This is a genomic window from Rhodococcus sp. RCBS9, from assembly GCF_029457415.1.
Lineage (GTDB): Bacteria > Actinomycetota > Actinomycetes > Mycobacteriales > Mycobacteriaceae > Rhodococcus_F > Rhodococcus_F qingshengii.
This window is the reverse complement of record NZ_CP120422.1, coordinates 1,447,078-1,465,611: the sequence shown is the minus strand read 5'-3', so window position 1 is coordinate 1,465,611 and position 18,534 is coordinate 1,447,078. Positions and strand designations below refer to the sequence as shown.

Genomic DNA, 18,534 nt, shown 5'->3' with positions numbered 1-18,534 from the left:
TCAGGGCTCGAGGCCGCGCAGCTTCTCGAGGTCGCGTCGCTCGCGTTTGGTCGGTCTGCCGGCGCCACGATCACGTCGCGGAATGGACGCGATCAGTTCGGGCGGTGGAGGGGGCGGCGAATTGTCCTGCAGGCAATCGGCGGCCAGCACGGCGCTGACTCGCTTCGCGATCGGCTTGACCACGACGACGATGCGCTCGATGCCGGATACACGCACCCGCACCTCGTCGCCGGCTTTCACCTGCTGAGCCGCCTTTGCCGACGTTCCGTTGACCCGAACGTGTCCCGATCGGCAGGCGGTCGCCGCCTGCGAGCGTGTCTTGAACAGCCGAACCGCCCACGTCCAGCTGTCCACACGAACACTGATCGCGTCGGAAGGGAGATGAGCTGGCACGCACTCCAGCCTACCGACGAGTGCTCACAGACCCTGCGCGCGGATGCCCGAGTAGGCGCGCGGTGCATACCGCAGTCGTAACGGCAGCAGATGCCAGAACCGATCCGTCAATGTCAGGAAGCGGGCGAACCAGAAGTACATCCGTTCGTCGCGTGGCGTCCATTCCCATTCAAGGGTCTTGCGCGCCTTCTCCGGCATCAGTGCCTTGCCGATCCAGTTCGCCACGGCCATCGTGGGGCGAGAGCTAAGACGCCACAGCCACGTCGGAACCTTCGGAGCCGGTGCGATGTCGTGCTCGGCGATGCGCGTCGACCATTTTGTGGTGTGGGTGTTGATCAGGTGGTTGTCGAGCATGTCTTCCCAGTACGTGCGGAAGCTGGCGTAGTCGTCGAAAGCCGGTCGGTCGGTGAGTCCGTAACAGCGCCACCAGGTTACGGCCTCACGGACAAGCTGGTCCTTCTGCTCCGCCGTGAACTTCTTATACGCGAATCGCTCGTTGAAATCGAGTATCACCTCGAAGAACGTGACGTGTGTCCACCAGAAAGTGTCAGGAGCGAGGGCGTGGTAACGCCCGCCGGTTTCGTCGATTCCTTTGAGATCGGTGTGGAAGTTGCGAACGAGCGTGCCTGTGCCCTCTTCGGTCCGGTCGTACACGACGCCGTAGATGGGCGGCAGTGAGCGGAACAGGCGGTCGAGCGGGTTGTCGAAAAAATTCGAATGATCCTGCAGCGCTCCACTTACCGCGGGATGCATGTTCTGCAGCGTGCCTGCGCGTCCGAGATACAGCAGACCGCGAACGTCGCCGAAGTGTGTCCACGTCAGGGAACCGGGGCCGATCGGATCGGCTCGTAGTTCCCGGGGCTCTGGTCGCGCCTGGGGCTTAGGTCGACGAGTATCGGTGTCCGGATCGCTGCTCATCTGGTTGACCCTCCGCCTGCGCTCATGTGACAACGGTTGTTGTCAAATGATGACTTTTGCTGCGCCGCGCGAATTTGTCAATGGATTCGGCTAGATCTGCCCGAAAACAACTCCGGCCCCTCACCTGCAACAGGTGAGGGGCCGGAAGAGTGAAGCGGTCGGACTCAGGCGTATTCGTAGAAGCCGCGACCGGTCTTCTTGCCGAGGCGACCGGCGTCGACCATGCGGCGAAGCAGCGCCGGCGGAGCGTAGTGCGGTTCTGCGAATTCCGCGTACAGGGACTCTGCCGCTGCGAGGGCAATGTCGAGACCGACGGTGTCGAGCAGCGTCAGCGGGCCCATCGGGTAGCCGCAGCCGCCCTTCATGGCCTCGTCGATGTCTTCTGCTGTGGCGTAGCCGGATTCGAGCATCCGGACAGCCTGGCACAGGTACGGGATGAGCAGAGCGTTGACGATGAAGCCCGAACGGTCGCCCGCGCGAACCGTCTTCTTGCGCAAGGTGTTCTTGGCGTAGTCGGTGACGGCGAGAACGGTCTCTTCGGACGTCGTCAGGCTGACCACGATCTCCACGAGCGGCATGACCGGCACGGGGTTGAAGAAGTGAACGCCGACAACCTGGCCGGGGCGCGAGGTGGCCTTGGCGATCTTGATGACGGGGATCGACGAGGTGTTGGTCGCCAGAATGCCTGCAGGCTTGACGATCTTGTCGAGCTTGCCGAAGATCTCGTACTTGAGAGCTTCGATCTCGGGAGCAGCTTCGATCACCAGATCGCGATCGGCGAACTCTTCCATGTCCAAGGTGACGCGGACGCGTGCGATCGCGGCGTCGGCGTCTTCCTGGGTGATCTTGCCCTTGGCGACGCCGCGGTTGATCGACTTGGCGATCCGTTCGCGAGCAGCGGCGGCAAATTCTTCTTTGGTTTCGAGCACCAGTACCGAGCTACCGGCTTTTGCACAAACTTCGGCAATGCCGGCACCCATGGTGCCGCCGCCGATTACGCCTACGAGTTCCACAATTCTCCTCAAAAATTAGGGGCAAGCCCCTGTGCGCCGTTCCGGTAGTCAGAACTACCAGAAAGGCGCACAGGGGCGCGAAGTGCCTTACTTCAACAGCGCACGCGACATCACGACGCGCTGAATCTGGTTTGTGCCTTCGTAGATCTGCGTGATCTTGGCGTCGCGCATCATGCGCTCGACCGGGAAGTCGGTGGTGTAGCCGGCGCCACCGAACAGCTGCACGGCGTCGGTGGTGACCTCCATGGCAACGTCCGAAGCGAAGCACTTCGCCGCAGCGGAGATGAAACCGAGGTTCTTCTCGCCGCGCTCGGCGCGAGCAGCGGAGGTGTAGACCATCAGACGTGCGGCTTCGACCTTCATCGCCATGTCCGCGAGCATGAACTGAACAGCCTGGAAGTCGCTGATGGACTTGCCGAACTGCTTGCGGTCCTTGGTGTACGCCAGCGCCGCGTCGAGTGCGCCCTGGGCCAGGCCGACAGCCTGAGCACCGATGGTGGGACGCGTGTGGTCGAGGGTCTCGAGTGCCGTCTTGAAGCCGGTGCCCGGTTCGCCGATGATGCGGTCGCCGGGGATGCGGCAGTTCTCGAAGTACAGCTCAGCGGTGGGGGAGCCCTTGATGCCGAGCTTCTTTTCCTTCGGTCCGACGACAAAGCCCTCGTCGTCCTTGTGGACCATGAAGGAGGAGATGCCGTTTGCGCCCTTGTCGGGATCGGTGACAGCCATGACGGTGTACCAGGTGGACTTGCCGCCGTTGGTGATCCAGCACTTGGAGCCGTTGAGGATCCAGTCGTCGCCGTCAGCCTTTGCGCGGGTACGCATCGAAGCGGCGTCGGATCCGGCTTCACGCTCGGACAGTGCGTACGACGCCATTCCGCCGTTGACGAGGTCCGGGAGCACCTTGGACTTGAGCTCTTCGGAACCCTTGAGGATCAGGCCCATGGTGCCGAGCTTGTTCACAGCGGGGATCAGCGAGGAGGAGCCACAGACGCGGGCGACTTCCTCGATGACGATGCAGGTGGCGACGGAATCGGCGCCCTGGCCGTCGTAAGCCTCGGGAACGTGGATGGCGTTGAAGCCCGACGCGTTGAGAGCAGTGAGCGCTTCCTCGGGGAAACGTGCGTTCTCGTCGACGTCCTTGGCGTACGGCGCGATTTCCTTCTCGGAGAGTCCGCGGATAGCAGCCCGCAGTTCGTCGTGCTCTTCGTTCAGTGCGAAGAGATTGAAATCCGGGTTTCCTGCCATGGGAACGCTCCTTGGTGAAGGTGGCTTGAAGGCGGTCGGTGCGGCTCCGGCGTTACCAGCGAGATTCGCGGACAGACCGGTGCCCATGACCCCAGTCAAACACGGCACTGAGTGCCAGGTCAAGGGATGGGTGTGTGAAGTTTCGGTGCACGAGCAGTGTCAGCCGAGTTGTTCGTGGATTTTTCTGCTGATCTCATCAGCGGACGTGCCCGGGGGAAAGGCTACTACCAGCACGGACTTCGATTCTGGCGTGCTGGTCTTGGACCCGGGTGCCACGCCGTACGTCCGCCGAACGTCGAGCAATGCCTGACTTAGTGCATCAGCTGTGGCGTCCTCGTCGCCTTTGATCATGCTTCGCAAGAGGTAGTTGTGGCACGCGGTGACAGCTGCGGCAAAACCGACAACCTCGAGGACAGGTTCGCGGGGCACAGCGCTGCGCAGGTAGTCGACGAAGAGGCGCTCGTAGCGGAATCCGGTGACGAGTTCGCGGTCGCGAAGAGCCGGAACATGCTGTACGACGCGGTATCGCCGCATCGACAGGTCTCGGTTCCTGCGGAAGAAATCGAACACCAGTCCCGCGGCCTCGCACACGGACGCCCAGGGGTCGGCGGAATCGGACGCGAGGAACTCTGCGACGTGTTCGAGGAGGGACTCGTGATCGGCGAAGATCACGTCTTCCTTGGAGCGGAACTGCCGGAAGAACGTCCGACGCGACACACCGGCGGCAGCGGCGATCTGCTCGACGGTGGTGGCTTCGTACCCGTTCTCCGAGAACAACCGGATCGCTTGAGACGCGACGTGTACCCGAAACTGTGCGGGGTCAGTTCCGGGTACATCGGAGCGCTCGGTCATGGATGCAAGTATCCAGGTTTCGTCGGCGTCAGTTGTCGGCGCGTAGCTGGAACTTGAGAACTTTGCCGGTGGGGGTGCGAGGAAGGTCGAGCGGGAAGACGATGTCGCGGGGAACCTTGTACCCGGCCAGCAAAGTGCGGGTGTGCTCGACGATGTCTTCGGCGGATGCCTGTAATCCCTTGCCCAGCACCACGAATGCCTTCGGGCGCTCGCCCCACTTCTCGTCCGGAACGCCGACGACTGCCACGTCGATCACCGCGGGGTGACTCATGATCGCCTGCTCGACCTCGACGGTGGAGATGTTCTCGCCGCCTGAGATGATGATGTCCTTCGCGCGGTCCTTGAGCTGGATGTATCCGTCGGGATGCATGACGCCGAGGTCGCCGGAATGGAACCAACCACCGGCAAATGCTTCGGCTGTCGCGGCCTCGTCGCGGTAGTACCCGAGCATCACGTTGTTGCCGCGGAGCACGATCTCACCCATGGTCTGGCCGTCGGCGGGGACGTCGTTCATCTCGGCATCGACAACGCGAGCATTTTCGGCCTGCACCATGCCGACTCCCTGACGAGAGAGAAGTGCGGCGCGCTCGGACTGCGGCTTGTCGTCCCAGGCTTCCTGGTATTCGCAGATCGTGTAGGGGCCGTATACCTCGGTGAGGCCGTAGACGTGAACGACGGTGACACCGATGTCTTCGAGTTTTCCGATGATCGTCGGTGACGGGGGAGCGCCGGCGGTGGTGATGCGCAAGGCGTCGACCTTGTGGGCCTGGTCTGCGTCGGCGATGGTGGAGCAGACGGTAGGAGCGCCGCACAGATGTGTCACGCCCAGATTGTCGATGGCGTCCCAGATCGCATCGGCGCGGACCGCGCGCAGGCAGATGTGTGTGCCCGCGGCCTGAGTGACGGCCCACGGCGTGCACCACCCGTTGCAGTGGAACATCGGCAGTGTCCACAGATACTTCGTCGCTCCGTCGAAGCCGTTGTGGAATGTCTCGCCGAGCGAGTTCAGGTACGCCCCGCGGTGGGAGTACATGACGCCCTTGGGTTTTCCGGTGGTACCCGAGGTGTAGTTGATGGCGATGCACTGCTGCTCGTCGTCGACGCCCCAGTGCAGTGGCTGATCGGAGAGAGCTTCGCCTTCGGCAATCAGATCGGCGTACTGCCCGGTGACGATTCCGGTGGGAACGTCCGGATAGGGGACGGTGGAGTCCGGGATCTCGACGATCTCACGCAGGCTCCCCACGTTTGCCTTGGACGAGGTGACCGAACCGACGAATTCGGAGTCCACGAACAGGATCGTGGTTCCCGAGTGATCGAGAATGTATTCGAGTTCGGGACCGGCGAGGCGTGAGTTCAGGGCGATCAGGACCCCGCCGGCGAGGGGGACGGCAAAATGCGCGAACAGCATCTCGGGTACGTTCGGCGCCAGGTATGCAACGCGGTCACCGGGCTGAATGCGTTCACGCAGGACGCGGGCCAGAGCCGCGACCTCGTCACCGAACTCTCGGTACGAGTAGGTCCGGTCGCCGTGAACGACGGCGGTGCGCTCGGGGAACACCGCGGCGCTGCGCTCGAGAAAGCGCAGCGGACTGAGCGGGGTGTTGTTGGCTGCGACAGCTGTCGGGACAGACACGGTTCCTCCGAAGGCGACGTGGCACGGTTGGTGTCACGATAAGTGTGATCGGCACTACAAATGGCCTGGATGCACGCTATTGCCCAGCCAAAGGTGCCGCTACCCTCTGAATTGGGTACGTGGAGGTGAGAGTGAGCAGGGTACTGAGACCGAGCGACGACGACGCGTTGCGCGCCGAACTGCGTCGGCTGCACCCCAAAACCGAGTTGCCGGTTCTGTTCGGCGGCTGCGTCAGCGACCGGTCGCTGACCATCACCGGTCACGTCGGCACGCGCAGCAACATCCTGCGAAACCTGCGGATCGACGCCGAATGCGGACTCGGCGGTCGGGCGATCGCAGAACAACGACCGGGCGCGGTCCAGGACTACGCGAACTCGTCGCACATCACTCACGACTACGACTACGAAGTGGGCACCGAAGCGATCGAATCCTTGATGGCAGTCCCGATCGTCGTTCGCGGGGTTACTCGCGGAGCGATCTACGGAGGACTGCGTGCCAACCTGCCGATCGGCGACGTGATCGCAGAGACGATGATGCGATCGTCGTACGCGTTGGCCCGAGAATTCGAGATTCGCGACGAAGTGGATCGTCGGGTGGCGATGCTCGATACCGCTGCGGTGGAACATGGTTCGAACCGCGATGCCCAGATATCCGAAGGGTTGACCGAGAGCGTCCTGGCGCTCGGCGAGATCGCGGCGAACCTCGAGGACATGGCTCTCAGCGCGCAGGTCCTCGCGGTCGAGGCAAAGTTGCGGTCGTTGGCGTCGCCGAAACCTTCCGCGAACACTCCAGTCGCGAACACCGTTGTCCTGTCGCCACGCGAGCGGGAGGTGATGGGGTACGTCGCTCTCGGACTGCGCAATGCCGAGATCGCCGAGAGGTTGTCCCTGAGCGTCGAAACGATCAAGACGTACATGAGGAATCTGATGGGAAAACTCGACGTCCGCAGTCGTCACGAAGCGGTCGTGGAAGCGCGGCGGCAAGGTTTGATTCTGTGAGGGCTTGATTCTCTGATCGGTCCCGCCAAGCGGAATTTCGGAACTGCGTCGCCACTCCGGTTGATATGACGGACCTCACTATCGGCAGAGTTCGACACGAGTGATGAGGGCATCGATGCAGGATTTGTTCGACAACAACGACATGACCGGCCTGGCCGAAGCGATCAAGAGCGGCGACGTCTCCGCCAAGGAAGTCCTCGAGTTCAGTCTGGACAGGCTCGACGAGCGCAACCCGGCAGTCAACGCGGTGATCAGTGAGCGCCGAGAGGAAGCGCGCAACGAGGTATCAGGCGGCCTGCCGGATGGTCCACTGCAGGGCGTCCCGTTCGTGATCAAAGACCTCGGCATGGACGTCGCAGGATTGCCGAGCACCAATGGATCTCGATTGTTCGCCGACGCTGTGGCAGAAAAAGATTCGACGCTCGTCGAGCGCTACCGCCAGGCTGGTCTGGTTGTCATCGGCAAGACGAACACCCCGGAGTTCGGCAAGAACGCGAGTACCGAACCTGCGCTGTTCGGACCCACCCGTAACCCTTACGCCCTTGATCGTTCGCCCGGCGGATCTTCGGGTGGCACGGCTGTAGCTGTTGCCGTCGGGATCGTGCCAGGCGGGCATGCCAGCGACGGTGGTGGATCGATCCGTATTCCCGCATCGGCCTGCGGCCTGGTAGGTCTCAAGCCGAGCCGAGGACGTACTCCGACGGCACCGGCGCGCACGCTCTTCTCGTCGCCGATGAGTGTTCATCACGCGCTCACCCGAAGTGTCCGCGACACTGCGCTGCTTCTCGATCTGTCCGCCGGGCCGACAGTGGGCGATCCTTACGTGATCCTGGCGCCGAAGCGGCCGTACATCGAGGAAGTGGGTGCCGATCCCGGACGGTTGCGGATCGGTCTGAGTAACGCTCTTCCTGACGGCACACCGGTGGACCCGGAGTGCTCGGCCGTCGCGACCGGTGTTGCCGGCCTGCTCGAAGAACTCGGTCACGATGTCACCGAGAGTGCCCCGAACTTTCCGCTCGATGCGCTCACTGCCGGGCTTTCGGTGTTGATGGGCATTCCGATGACGATCGAGGTCGACGAACGACTCGACGCCCTGAACCGCGCGATCCGCGACGACGACCTCGAGCCGATGGCGCGGATGATCTACGACCGCGCGAAGTCCGAAAGTGCGACGAACGTTGTCAAGGCATTGCAGGAACTCGAGCGGGCCGCCCAGGTGATCGGTGCGTTCTTCGTCGATCACGACCTGTTGCTGACTCCGACGATGGCTCGGCCGGCAGCTCCGCTCGGTCTGCTCGATACGGCGAATCCTATGTCGATCTGGGAGCATTCGGCCGGGTACAGCGGCTTGACCAGTCCGTTCAACAGTTCAGGTCAGCCGGCGATTTCCTTGCCGATGGGTCATGACTCGGCCGGCGTTCCGATCGGCGTGCAGTTGGTCGGCGCGTTCGGCCGTGAAGATCTGCTGATTCAGGTTGCGTCGCAGCTCGAAACAGCCCGTCCGTGGTCCATTGCGCCGGTGTGGCCGCCGGTCCCGGCGTAGCGCGCGGTCGTCCGAGCCGGGGAGGACGTCAGGCGATGATGCGAATCGGCCACTGGCCGTTCACATCTGCCACGTCCCTCCCTTGGCTGAGAAGGTACTCGGCGAAATCGCGTTGCCGCTCTGCGTGCCAATCGGCTTGATCGACCATGAGATCGAGCCCCAGGATGTCGGGGAACCGCACGGCCAACTCGCGGGCCAACGCTGCCGCAGCTTTGGCATCGGCCTCGGCTTCGTGCGCCGACTCCAATGAAATTCCGTAGTGCTCGCACACGGCCGCAAGCGTTCGCTTGCCCTTGCGGAACGTATCCATCGCCCGATCGATCACGTACGGATCGATCACCAACCCCGGAACGAATGCAGGCTTGCCGATGCGCAGACCCTCGGCATGCATGACCGTCAGATCATAGGAGGCATTGAACGCCACGACGGCGTGATCGCGCGCCCAGGAATTGTGCAGAGCCTCGCGAATCTCTTCGTAGCCCTCGGAATAATCCTGGCCGTGTTGCGCCGCGAACTCGGTGCTGATGCCGTGAACAGCCGAGGCGCCGGCGGGGATGTCGACGCCGGGATCGAGTAGCCACGTGCGTGTTTCGACACTCGAACCGTCGATCACCGCGACGCAGGCACTGACGATACGAGCGGTCGACGGATCCCGCCCCGTGGTCTCGAGGTCGAACGCGCAGATCGGGCGATCGGACCAGCTACTCATCGGGGGCCTTTCGGTGCAGAACGTCATGTCCGAATCACTATGCACCCCCCTACCGACACAAACGACGAACAGCCACCTCCGGGGTGAAGGTGGAGGTGGCTGCTGCGTGACTGTGTGACGGACCTACAGAATCTCGGTTCCGACCGTGAAGCGATCCATGACGTCTTCGCGCGGAGTCACACCGAAGCCCGGTCCCTGCGGCACGGCGATGTGGCCGTCCTCGATGACAAAAGGTTCGGTGATGTCTTCCTTGTAGAAGCGATCGGACGCCGAGATGTCGCCGGGCAGCGTGAATCCGTCCAGCGCCGCGAGGGCTGCGTTGGCGGCGCGGCCGATTCCGGTCTCGAGCATTCCGCCGCACCACACCGCAATACCGTGTGCCGAGGCGAGATCGTGGATGCGCTTGGCTTCCAGATATCCACCGACACGGCTCGGCTTGATGTTGATGACCGAAGCGGCACCGAGCGTGATGGCATCCGCCGCATCCTTGGCCGACTCGACCGACTCGTCGAGGCAGATCGGAGTCGAAAGGGACTGGGCGAGCTTGGCGTGCTGCACCAAATCGTCCTCGGCCAGCGGCTGTTCGATGAGGAGCAGTGCGAATTCGTCCAGGCGACGGAGCAACTGCGCGTCGACGAGGGTGTACGCGGCGTTCGCGTCGACCTGCAGAGGGACGTCGTAGCCGAACTCCTTGCGCACCGCAGCGACGGGAGCGATGTCCCAGCCCGGCTTGATCTTCAGCTTGATTCGCACGTAACCCTGCGACAGATAATTACCGACGGTTTCGAGTAGCTGCGGAATGCTGTCCTGGATGCCGACGGACACTCCCGAGGGCACCCGAGTGCGAGTGGCACCGAGGTACCGAGCGAAAGACTGTCCACGAGCGCGCAATTCAGCATCGAGGATTGCCATTTCGATAGCCGACTTCGACATCTGGTGACCCACGACGTGGTGAAGTACGCTGCCGACCGTCTCGGCCGAGAGCGGCTGATCCGACTGCGACTTACGCAGCGTCGGAACGAGATACTCGCGAAGCATCGCCCGCGCACCAGCGGTGTATTCGGAGTTGTAGTACGGATCGCTGAGCGAGCCGCACTCGCCCCAGCCGACGGTCTCCACCGGACCGTTGGGGCCGTCGGTGGTGCCGCTCACTTTCAGGACGAGGGTGTTGCGCTCGAGCTGGGTGCTGAATGACGTGGTGAAGGGGGAGACGAGAGGGATGCGCAGTTCGCGCAATTCGACGGACTCAATGTGCATGGACTTGCTCTTCTCCGGTTGTCTCGCAGATTTTCGTGAACATGTAATAGCCGCTGGGGTCGAAGCCGGTCGATTGCCATTCCTTCGAGGCGATCAGTGGTTCGAGGTACTCGCGAAGCGCGTGTCGCCAGGCAAAGGCAGAGGCGCGGTCGACTGTTCTCAGATGCTCGATGTCTCTGGGTATTCCGACTGCGATATCGACGCAGTCGGGTGGGATCGGGAGCATTCGAGGCGTACCGTCTTCGGTGGGTTGAAGCACCTTGAATGTATCATTCACGGCCACAGTAGAACTCGGAGATCCATCGACGTCGAGGTCCCAACTGACGAGCATACGATCGCTGGCGTCGCCTGCGTTGATTCCGTCTGCCATCGACCCGTAGAAATCCGGGTTGTATTCGGCCGGTTCGGCTCCGAGACGCTGAATGTTGAAATAGGCATTTCGTGCGACCAGTGGATCGAAGGTCCACCGGATCGTCCTGACGCCGCGCTCGATGCACCAGTCTCGCTGATGATGCTTGAGGGCGCGGCCGATTCCCTTGCCTGCGTGTCCCGGTAGTACTCCGGCGATGTGTGAGTGCAGAACCTCGCCGAGAGGCTCGACGAAGAATCCGACGCAACCACCGATCATTTCGCCTTCGGAAAAGGCTCCCACCACGTAGTGACCACCGTGGTGAAGCGCAACCAACATCGCAGTGCCGAAATGAGCCGGTCCGGGACTGGTAGCCCAGATCTCGTCGAAAACGGCGGATAGATCGGCTATTTCGCGGGTATCGACCAGTTCTCGAAACTCAACCGCTTTGCTTTTCGACACGAGGGCCCCCTTCAGACGTGATCGAACGAATAAGGCCCGCAACCAACGCCGTCCTCGGAGCGATTGCGGACACGAGCGCATGCTCGGTCTCGGCGTGTGCACCGCCGCCGACGCCACCGAGGCCGTCGAGGGTGGGGATACCGATACCGGCAGTGAAGTTTCCGTCCGAGGCTCCGCCGACGGCGAGGCCGACGAGCGGAGTCAGATCATGCTCGAGCGCAACGCGTTCCGCCAACGCCAGCAACGGTGCGGACATCGTCGCTTCGAGAGGTGGACGGTTGACACCACCCGAGACCGTGACTACGGCTTCGGGGTGGATTGCCTGCAGGGCTCGGATATTCGCATCGACGCGCTCCTGCTCGGCGGCGCTGGTTGCGCGCACGTCCACGTCGACGAAGGCTTCTGCCGGAACGGTGTTGGTTGTGGTTCCGGCTGAAATGACAGTCGGGGTGACGGTGGTTGCCTGTGCCGGCGAGGACAAGTCGTTGATCGCGATCACGAGACGAGCCAGTTCTACTGCAGCGTTGATGCCTTTTTCCGGCTCCAGCCCGGCGTGGGCGGCGCGACCGGCAACATGGATCCGATACAGCGACACCCCCTTGCGGACAGTCTTCAGTTCGCCACCGTCACCGCCGGCCTCGAGAACCAGTACCGCGCCTGCCGCAAGTTCCTCGATGAGGGACCGCGACGTGGGTGAACCGATTTCTTCGTCACCGGTCACGAGGAGTGTGATTCCGTCGAGTGCATCGTCGCCGTGCAGCTCCCGGACGATAGCGAGGGCGTGGATTGCCTGAACGACACCAAGTTTCATGTCGAGTCCGCCCGGACCTCGGAGCGCTCCGTCGGTGACGGCTGCGGGCAGGCGTGTCAGGGTGCCGATCGGCCACACGGTGTCATGATGACCGAGCAGCATCAACCGCGTCGGTGAGCTGCCGAAACGGGTCACCAGATGGGTTCGGCCTTCCGTCACTATCGACTCCGGTGTCACGCCGAGTCGTTCGTGGACAAGATCTGACGTCCACTTCGCGCTGCGGGCAACAGCTTCGAGATCGTGTGACGGCGACTCGACTTCGATGAGCGCGATGGCGTCCTCGAGGATCTGAGGAAGTTGGCGCTCGGCCAGATCGCGGAGAATGGTCATCGGTTGTTCACTCGCGGATACGCGCGGCTTCCGACGTGTAGCAATTGTGTACTCCCGTTGTCGGAGAAAGTGATCCGGACCCAACCTGCTGATTGAGGGAGTCGGGTCCCGAACACTCCAGGGTGAACTTCGATCAGGCTGAGAGAGACGGACTCTGCGCTTTCGGCGGTGACCGAAGGATCGATGTGATCGGTGCGGCGGGCGGTCAGGGAACCGCCGGTCCTTTCCAAGACGAAATCGGCTGCGGCATCGCGGTACAGGCCGCACAGCGCATCGAGTTCTTCAGGTGAGGACGTGACGCGGGTGTGGGGGTCACCAGGCGAGAATGCCGGTGTCACACTGACGCCGCCTATGGAACCGATTACTTCAGCCAGAAGATCGCCGGAGAGAGCGTCCATTGCTCCACCGTTGGCCATCAGGACCACGGCTAGACCGCACGACGGCACCACTCGCAAGAACGACTGCTGGCCGAGAGTTCCGCCATTGTGGCCATGAGCCAGTACACCGCCCCAATTGTGCAGCAACCACGTGGTTCCCATGATGTCCGCTGACGACACGTCACCGATCTGGCGGCGCTCCTCGAGCATCGCCAGATGAGTGGAACGCCGAAGGAGAACCGGGTCCTCGCGCATCGAGTCCTGAGCGAACAGGAGTAGATCTTCGGCCGTGCTGTTGATGAGGCCGGCGGGGCCCATCGAGCGGGGGATGAGGAACTGTGGTGTCTGCTCGAGGTCGTCGGCACCGCCGACGTGCCCGACTGCAGCGCGGTGCAGTGCCGTCTCCTCAGGCAGGGTCGTGGTTTTGGTCAGGCCGAGCGGTTCGATGATCCGCTCGCGCAGAACCGCGTCCCAACTCTTACCTCGGAGAACCTCGATGATTCGTCCGGCGATCACGAAGCCGGTGTTGCAGTACGACCAATCGGTGCCGGGGGCGAAGAGCTGCACCGTTGATTTCAGTGATGCGACGTATCGCTCGACGCAGTCGTCGCCGCGCCCGCCGTCGATGAAAACGTCACCGTCGATGCCACTGGTGTGAGTCAACAGGTGGCGAGTCGTGACCGTTTCGGTGGCTACCGCGTCGGCAACTGCGAAGTCCGGCAGGATGTTCCGGACAGGTGAGTCGAGATCCAGCAATCCTTCTTCGACGAGCTGCATGATCAGGGTGGCCGTCCAGACCTTGCTGATCGAACCCATCTGGAACAGCGTGTCGGGCGTAGCCGCGACGCCGGTGCGGGTACTGACGACACCGGACGTGATCACGGTGCGGTCGAATCCGCTGCGGGTTGTGGTCAGAATTCCCAGCGAGGCGCCGGGTACCCCGTACTTCGCACTCAGGGTGTCGAGTCGGTACTGCCAGTAGTCGGGATCGACCGTGGTCAGTGCGGGCTTGGGGGAGAGGTGCCGTTCGATCCAGTCGACGAGACGAGTGCTGTACTCCAGTCGGTGGGACGGCCGACCCGTCAACACGAAGGCATGTGACGCGTCCGGGAAAACCACCAACTCGGTCGGGGTGCCGGCCAAACGCAGTCCACCGAACCACTGTTCGGCCTGGTTGACCGGGCAACGGACGTCGCTGCCGCCGTGAAGGATCAGCGTCGGTGTCGTCACCTGGGAGACTCGCCCCAGCGGCGAAAGTTCCCGTACCCGAGATGACTGCGGGTCGAATTCGACCGTCTGCAGCAAGATGCCCTCGTCCGAGGGGCCGGCTGTGTTCGCGATGTCGCAAACGAGACCACCGGCGACTGCGACGGCAAACCGATCGGTGACGGACGTCAGGGCGCACGTCATGAATCCGCCGTAGCTGTAGCCCGTGAGTACCAGTTGCTTCGGATCGGCCATCCCCTCGGCGACAAGGGTTTCGACCGGTTCGAGCAGGTCGGCACGATCCGCCTCACCCCAGCCGTCCCGCACACCGTCGAAGAAGTCGTTTCCGTAGCCGTCACTTCCGCGCGGATTGATCATCAAGACCGTGAATCCCAGCGCGACCAGTTCCGCGTGGTATGCGTGCATCACGGTCGGCGTTCCGGTCCAGGCATTGTGTGGTCCGCCGTGGACGTCCAGAACCAGCGGACCGGCGCCCGTGACGTTCGGGTCGCGCAGGATCCAACCCTGAACACGGGTGCCGTCGCTGATGTCGAACCAACGCTCGGAGGCGACTGGAAACGCGACGGAAGTTGTCAGTTCCGTGTTCAATTCGGTGACGGTTTCGACTGCACGAGTCTCGAGGTCGATGACGGCGACCTCGCCGAAGGATGTCGCCGTTGCCAGCGCGACGACGGCTCGCCCGGACGTCAGGGCAAGGCCTGAGACCACTGTCCGCTCGCCGGTGAGAAGTGGTGAGACGGAGCCTGATCCGAAATCGACCTTGTGCAGTTCGGTGGAGCCGTGGTTGCGGATGCAGAAGACGATGTCGCCGTCGGCGGTGAAACTCGGTGCGCCACCGGGATAACCGGTCCCGCCCGGCATGACGTTTCGGTCGAGTCCGGACGTCAGGCTGCGGTCTTCCACTCGCTGGTCGCGGTGCAGGACAAGAAGTTCGTTGTTGTGAATGATCGGTGTGTGCCAACCGACGGCTACGACCGCGTCGCCGGCAGGTGTCCATGCAAGTGGTCCTGCGATGCCGCGTGCGTGCCCCAACATCCGCGGAGTGGAGGCGAGATCAGTCAGCGATACGGTCCAGGCGGAACTCGCCCGCGTCAGATCGGCGTCGCCGTCCATCGCCGCGGTGAAAGCCAGTTCGGTGCCGTCGGGACTGTACGCGGGATGCGAAGCGTCCCAATCGCCGTCCGTCAGCTGCCGAAGCGAGCCGGCGGCCAGATCGAACTCGAACAAGTGCGCCCGAACGCTGCCCCGGACACCGGATCCGTCGACCTTGTAGTTGAGGCGCTTCGCCACCAAGAGGCATGACGATCCGGCGGCAGTGCGGTCGACGGGGGCGCTGAAGGCGATCCGAGCGCCGTCAGGAGAGAACACCGGTGCCCCCGCGCCGAGCGGGAGCTGCGCCGTGGTGGTCAGCTGTGTTGCCGGACCCCCGGTGGCGTCGACCTTCCACAGTTGTGGTGTGCCCGAGGAATCCGGCCGAACGAAGACCAACAGCGTCGAAACGGGATGCCAAGCCGGCGAGGTGTCGGCAGGTCCCGCGGTGAGCTGTAGTTGCGGGGAAGCCAACCAGATCGAGTGCTCGTTGGTATCCGCAGCCGGATTCGATTCGGTACGTACGTATGCAATGCGTCCCGACGCCGATACGGCGATGCTGGTCGGTGTAACCACGGACGCGTAATCCTGGATTCTCGCCGAACGACGTTCTTCGGCACGGGCTACGGCTGCGGGAGAGTCGAGAGTGGTCGGCGTTGTCATTGGAACATCGGCTCCCCGAATGTCGGGATCGCGGACAACAGCTTTGCCGTGTACGGCTCCTTGGGCGAATCGATCACGTCGAGAACCGGCCCGTGCTCGACGATCTCGCCGCCGAGCATGACTGCGACGTGGTCACAGACGTAGCGGATCACCGCCAGGTTGTGACTGACGAACAGAACCGTCAGACCAAGCTGCTTCTGCAGATCCACCAACAGATTCAGAACCGCGCCCTGCACGGACACGTCCAGAGCGGAGGTGATTTCGTCGGCAAGCAGAACTGCCGGTGCGGCTGCCAAAGCCCGCGCGAGGGCAACGCGTTGGCGCTGACCACCCGACAACGACGATGGGTATTCGTGCGCCTTCTCCACCGGCAGTTGGACGGTGGTGAGGAGTCGAGCGACCTCGGCAGCGCGGTCGCCGCGGCTGCGCCGAGCTTTGTCACGACGCTCGGTGGACCGCAGCGCCTCGGCGAGTGACTGGCCGATGGTCATTCGCGGGTCGAGGCACGAGTACGGATCTTGGAAGACCATCTGGATCCGGTGGCGCAGACGAGCCGTCGCGCCGCGGGCGTGAGCGACGTCCACACCGTCGAGAAGGATCTGGCCGGAACTGGGCTCGGCCAGGCCGACAGTTGCTCGCGCCAGTGTCGACTTTCCGGAACCCGATTCACCGACGAGACCGACCACCGATCCGGAGGGGATGTCGAGATTGATGTTCTTGACGGCGTGGAATTTTTTCGAACCGCTACCGAGGTGGACGTTGACGTCACGGAATTCGAGTCTGCTCATCGGATCTCCTCTGCAACAGCCAACAGTTCTTCCAACTCGATGTCGGCGGTGCTCTCCTCGGCGTCGAGGCTCTCCACCTGCCAGGCTTCGTCGACGGTGGCAAGCGGCTTGTCGCGATCGGTGCTCATGGTGGGGACCGCGGCGATCAGCGCGCGGGTGTACGGATGCTTTGCACGGCCGGCAATCAGATCGTCGACTGCGATGTCTTCGACGATTTCGCCGGCAAACATGACGAGGACACGGGTGCACATGCCGGTGATGACGGCCATGTCGTGCGAGATGAGAAGGATTGCGGCGCCGGTTTCTTCGCGAACCTCGTGGAGCAGCCCGAGGACCTCACGCTGAACGGTCACGTCGAGCGCAGTGGTGGGTTCGTCCGCGATGATCAGAGCGGGCTTACCCATCAGACCCATGGCGATCATCGCGCGCTGACGCATACCGCCGGAGAACTCGTGGGGGTACTGCTTCGCACGCCTGGGCGCGTCGGGGATCTTGACGGCGTTCAGTCGCTCGACTGCCGCCTTCTTCGCGTCGGCCTTGCTCATACCTTCGTGGAGCCAACCGATCTCGGCGACCTGGTATCCGACCTTGAGAGACGGATTCATGGACGACATCGGATCCTGGAACACCATCGCCATACGTGTGCCGAGTTGGCGGGCAACCTTGCGCGAAGCCGCGTCGTCCGGCCGCTTGCCGTCCTTCATCAGCACGGTGCCGTCGAACTCGATGAGCCCGGCGTCGACCACGGTGGGGTGGTCGGTCAGCTGCGCGATTGCCATGCAACTCAGTGACTTTCCGGACCCGGATTCACCGACGATGCCCACGGTTTCGCCGCGGTGAACTGTAAAACTGATGTTGTCGACGGGGCGACGCCAGTCGTCACCCGCGGGGACTGCGACGGACATGTTGCGGACGGTCAGTACCGCGTCTTCGTCGGTGGGCGCCGAATCGGCCTGGGCAGTTTTCCGGTTGATCGGCTTCCACTTCGGCAGGCGACTGCTGATCGGGCTGCGAACTCCCGCGCCGCGAGCAATGGCCTCGCCGAGCAGCGTGAAGGTCAAGCCGGCGAGCACGACGGCGATGCCGGGGGCGAGTGCGGTGGCCGGGTTGACGAAGATCTTCGACAGACCTTCGTTGAGCATCCGGCCCCAGTCGAATGCAGGCGGCTGAATGCCCAAGCCGAGGAACGAGAGTCCGGCGAAGACCACCAGGCCGCTGCCGACAGCGATGCTGGCATTGACGATGAGTGGTTCACGGATATTGGGGAGAATGTGGCGGAACAGCAGCCCCGGCTTGGTAACCCCGAGGATGCGTGCTGCGTCGATGAAGTCGCGTCCGTTGACCGACGAAGCCAGTGCGTACGTCAACCTCGCGAACGGCGAGGCCAGGGCGAGACCGATGGCGATCACCGCGCTGCCAGCACCCTGTCCGAGAACGACCAACAGGAAGATCGCGAGGAGCAGTCCGGGGAATGCGATGGCGAAGTTGAGGAATGCCACGACCATTCGTCCGACCCAGCGGGGAGCGAGCGTCGGGAGCGTACCGAGTATCAGGCCAATTGTGACACCGAGTGCGACGGCTCCGAGAGCCATGAGCACCGACAGTCTCGCGGCGGTCATCGTGCGGGCGAAGACGTCACGCCCGCCGGCGTCGGTGCCGAAGATGTGCTCGGAACTCGGTCCCTGAGAGAGTGCCTTCGGGTTGGCTGCGACAGCGGCGTCACCCCAGATCATCGGTCCGAAGATGACGAGGGCGATCAGAGCGGTCAGGAAGGTGAGGGCCAGGATTCCCAATGGGGTGCGGAACGTTCCGACGATCCAGTGTCGTCGCGGGGGCGTCTTGGGGGCCGCAGTGGGGGCCGTAGGTGAGGTGCTCAA

At 63.1% G+C, this 18,534-nt stretch carries 15 protein-coding genes; 2 read left to right on the top strand and 13 right to left on the bottom strand.

The features are described 5' to 3' along the window. The 6 genes from P0M12_RS06945 to P0M12_RS06920 all read right to left on the bottom strand — a co-directional run bounded on the left by P0M12_RS06945 (position 1) and on the right by P0M12_RS06920 (position 6,054). Positions 1-393 carry a S4 domain-containing protein gene (locus P0M12_RS06945; protein ID WP_228401307.1) on the bottom strand — a complete coding sequence of 131 codons (393 nt, stop codon included), beginning with the start codon at positions 391-393 and terminating at the stop codon, positions 1-3. A gap of 24 nt (positions 394-417) precedes the next feature. Continuing rightward, entirely contained in the window at positions 418-1,311 is an 894-nt protein-coding gene (locus P0M12_RS06940; protein WP_042452758.1) for an oxygenase MpaB family protein, read from the bottom strand. Between the two features lie 164 nt (positions 1,312-1,475). Next, positions 1,476-2,324, bottom strand: a complete 849-nt coding sequence (locus P0M12_RS06935; RefSeq protein WP_020909078.1) for a 3-hydroxybutyryl-CoA dehydrogenase — start codon at positions 2,322-2,324, stop codon at positions 1,476-1,478. 87 nt (positions 2,325-2,411) lie between these two features. Beyond that, the gene (locus P0M12_RS06930; RefSeq protein WP_003939784.1) at positions 2,412-3,569 is read right to left on the bottom strand and encodes an acyl-CoA dehydrogenase; all 1,158 of its coding nucleotides are present in this window, start codon (positions 3,567-3,569) and stop codon (positions 2,412-2,414) included. A gap of 159 nt (positions 3,570-3,728) precedes the next feature. Further along, entirely contained in the window at positions 3,729-4,421 is a 693-nt protein-coding gene (locus tag P0M12_RS06925; RefSeq protein ID WP_003939674.1) for a TetR family transcriptional regulator, read from the bottom strand. A gap of 28 nt (positions 4,422-4,449) precedes the next feature. Further along, the gene (locus tag P0M12_RS06920; RefSeq protein ID WP_030535166.1) at positions 4,450-6,054 is read right to left on the bottom strand and encodes an acyl--CoA ligase family protein; all 1,605 of its coding nucleotides are present in this window, start codon (positions 6,052-6,054) and stop codon (positions 4,450-4,452) included. A 131-nt stretch (positions 6,055-6,185) separates the two neighbouring features. Between P0M12_RS06920 and P0M12_RS06915 the strand changes: the two genes are divergently transcribed. Both P0M12_RS06915 and P0M12_RS06910 read left to right on the top strand, forming a co-directional pair. Next, entirely contained in the window at positions 6,186-7,052 is an 867-nt protein-coding gene (locus P0M12_RS06915; protein WP_042452756.1) for a response regulator transcription factor, read from the top strand. Positions 7,053-7,167: 115 nt separating this feature from the next. Beyond that, positions 7,168-8,595, top strand: a complete 1,428-nt coding sequence (locus P0M12_RS06910; protein ID WP_003940167.1) for an amidase — start codon at positions 7,168-7,170, stop codon at positions 8,593-8,595. Positions 8,596-8,623: 28 nt separating this feature from the next. Here the strand turns inward: P0M12_RS06910 and P0M12_RS06905 are convergent, their stop codons facing one another. From P0M12_RS06905 to P0M12_RS06875, 7 genes are all read right to left on the bottom strand, one after another. Then, positions 8,624-9,304 (bottom strand): 3'-5' exonuclease, encoded by a 681-nt coding sequence (locus P0M12_RS06905; protein ID WP_003940028.1) that lies wholly within the window; start codon positions 9,302-9,304, stop codon positions 8,624-8,626. Positions 9,305-9,427: 123 nt separating this feature from the next. Then, positions 9,428-10,561 carry an o-succinylbenzoate synthase gene (gene menC, locus P0M12_RS06900; RefSeq protein ID WP_030535169.1) on the bottom strand — a complete coding sequence of 378 codons (1,134 nt, stop codon included), beginning with the start codon at positions 10,559-10,561 and terminating at the stop codon, positions 9,428-9,430. Beyond that, positions 10,551-11,372, bottom strand: coding sequence for a GNAT family N-acetyltransferase (locus tag P0M12_RS06895; protein ID WP_007731362.1), 822 nt, complete (start codon positions 11,370-11,372; stop codon positions 10,551-10,553). The genes menC and P0M12_RS06895 overlap by 11 nt, the downstream gene beginning before the upstream one ends. Continuing rightward, complete coding sequence (locus P0M12_RS06890) at positions 11,350-12,513, bottom strand: M20/M25/M40 family metallo-hydrolase (protein ID WP_054187730.1); 1,164 nt, start codon at positions 12,511-12,513, stop codon at positions 11,350-11,352. The genes P0M12_RS06895 and P0M12_RS06890 overlap by 23 nt, the downstream gene beginning before the upstream one ends. Continuing rightward, positions 12,510-15,869, bottom strand: coding sequence for an alpha/beta fold hydrolase (locus P0M12_RS06885; RefSeq protein WP_277377543.1), 3,360 nt, complete (start codon positions 15,867-15,869; stop codon positions 12,510-12,512). Before P0M12_RS06885 ends, P0M12_RS06890 begins: the two co-directional genes overlap by 4 nt. Further along, positions 15,866-16,657: an ATP-binding cassette domain-containing protein gene (locus P0M12_RS06880; protein WP_003940215.1), complete on the bottom strand. Its 792-nt coding sequence runs from the start codon at positions 16,655-16,657 to the stop codon at positions 15,866-15,868. The genes P0M12_RS06885 and P0M12_RS06880 overlap by 4 nt, the downstream gene beginning before the upstream one ends. Beyond that, positions 16,654-18,534, bottom strand: a complete 1,881-nt coding sequence (locus P0M12_RS06875) for a dipeptide/oligopeptide/nickel ABC transporter permease/ATP-binding protein (protein WP_225320135.1) — start codon at positions 18,532-18,534, stop codon at positions 16,654-16,656. Before P0M12_RS06875 ends, P0M12_RS06880 begins: the two co-directional genes overlap by 4 nt.

Coding starts and splice junctions, on each gene's coding strand:
- P0M12_RS06930 (WP_003939784.1), bottom strand. CDS start 3,569: ATGGCAGGAAACCCGGATTTCAATCTCTTCGCACTGAACGAAGAGCAC.
- menC (WP_030535169.1), bottom strand. CDS start 10,561: ATGCACATTGAGTCCGTCGAATTGCGCGAACTGCGCATCCCTCTCGTC.
- P0M12_RS06905 (WP_003940028.1), bottom strand. CDS start 9,304: ATGAGTAGCTGGTCCGATCGCCCGATCTGCGCGTTCGACCTCGAGACC.
- P0M12_RS06880 (WP_003940215.1), bottom strand. CDS start 16,657: ATGAGCAGACTCGAATTCCGTGACGTCAACGTCCACCTCGGTAGCGGT.
- P0M12_RS06925 (WP_003939674.1), bottom strand. CDS start 4,421: ATGACCGAGCGCTCCGATGTACCCGGAACTGACCCCGCACAGTTTCGG.
- P0M12_RS06940 (WP_042452758.1), bottom strand. CDS start 1,311: ATGAGCAGCGATCCGGACACCGATACTCGTCGACCTAAGCCCCAGGCG.
- P0M12_RS06890 (WP_054187730.1), bottom strand. CDS start 12,513: ATGACCATTCTCCGCGATCTGGCCGAGCGCCAACTTCCTCAGATCCTC.
- P0M12_RS06910 (WP_003940167.1), top strand. CDS start 7,168: ATGCAGGATTTGTTCGACAACAACGACATGACCGGCCTGGCCGAAGCG.
- P0M12_RS06885 (WP_277377543.1), bottom strand. CDS start 15,869: ATGACAACGCCGACCACTCTCGACTCTCCCGCAGCCGTAGCCCGTGCC.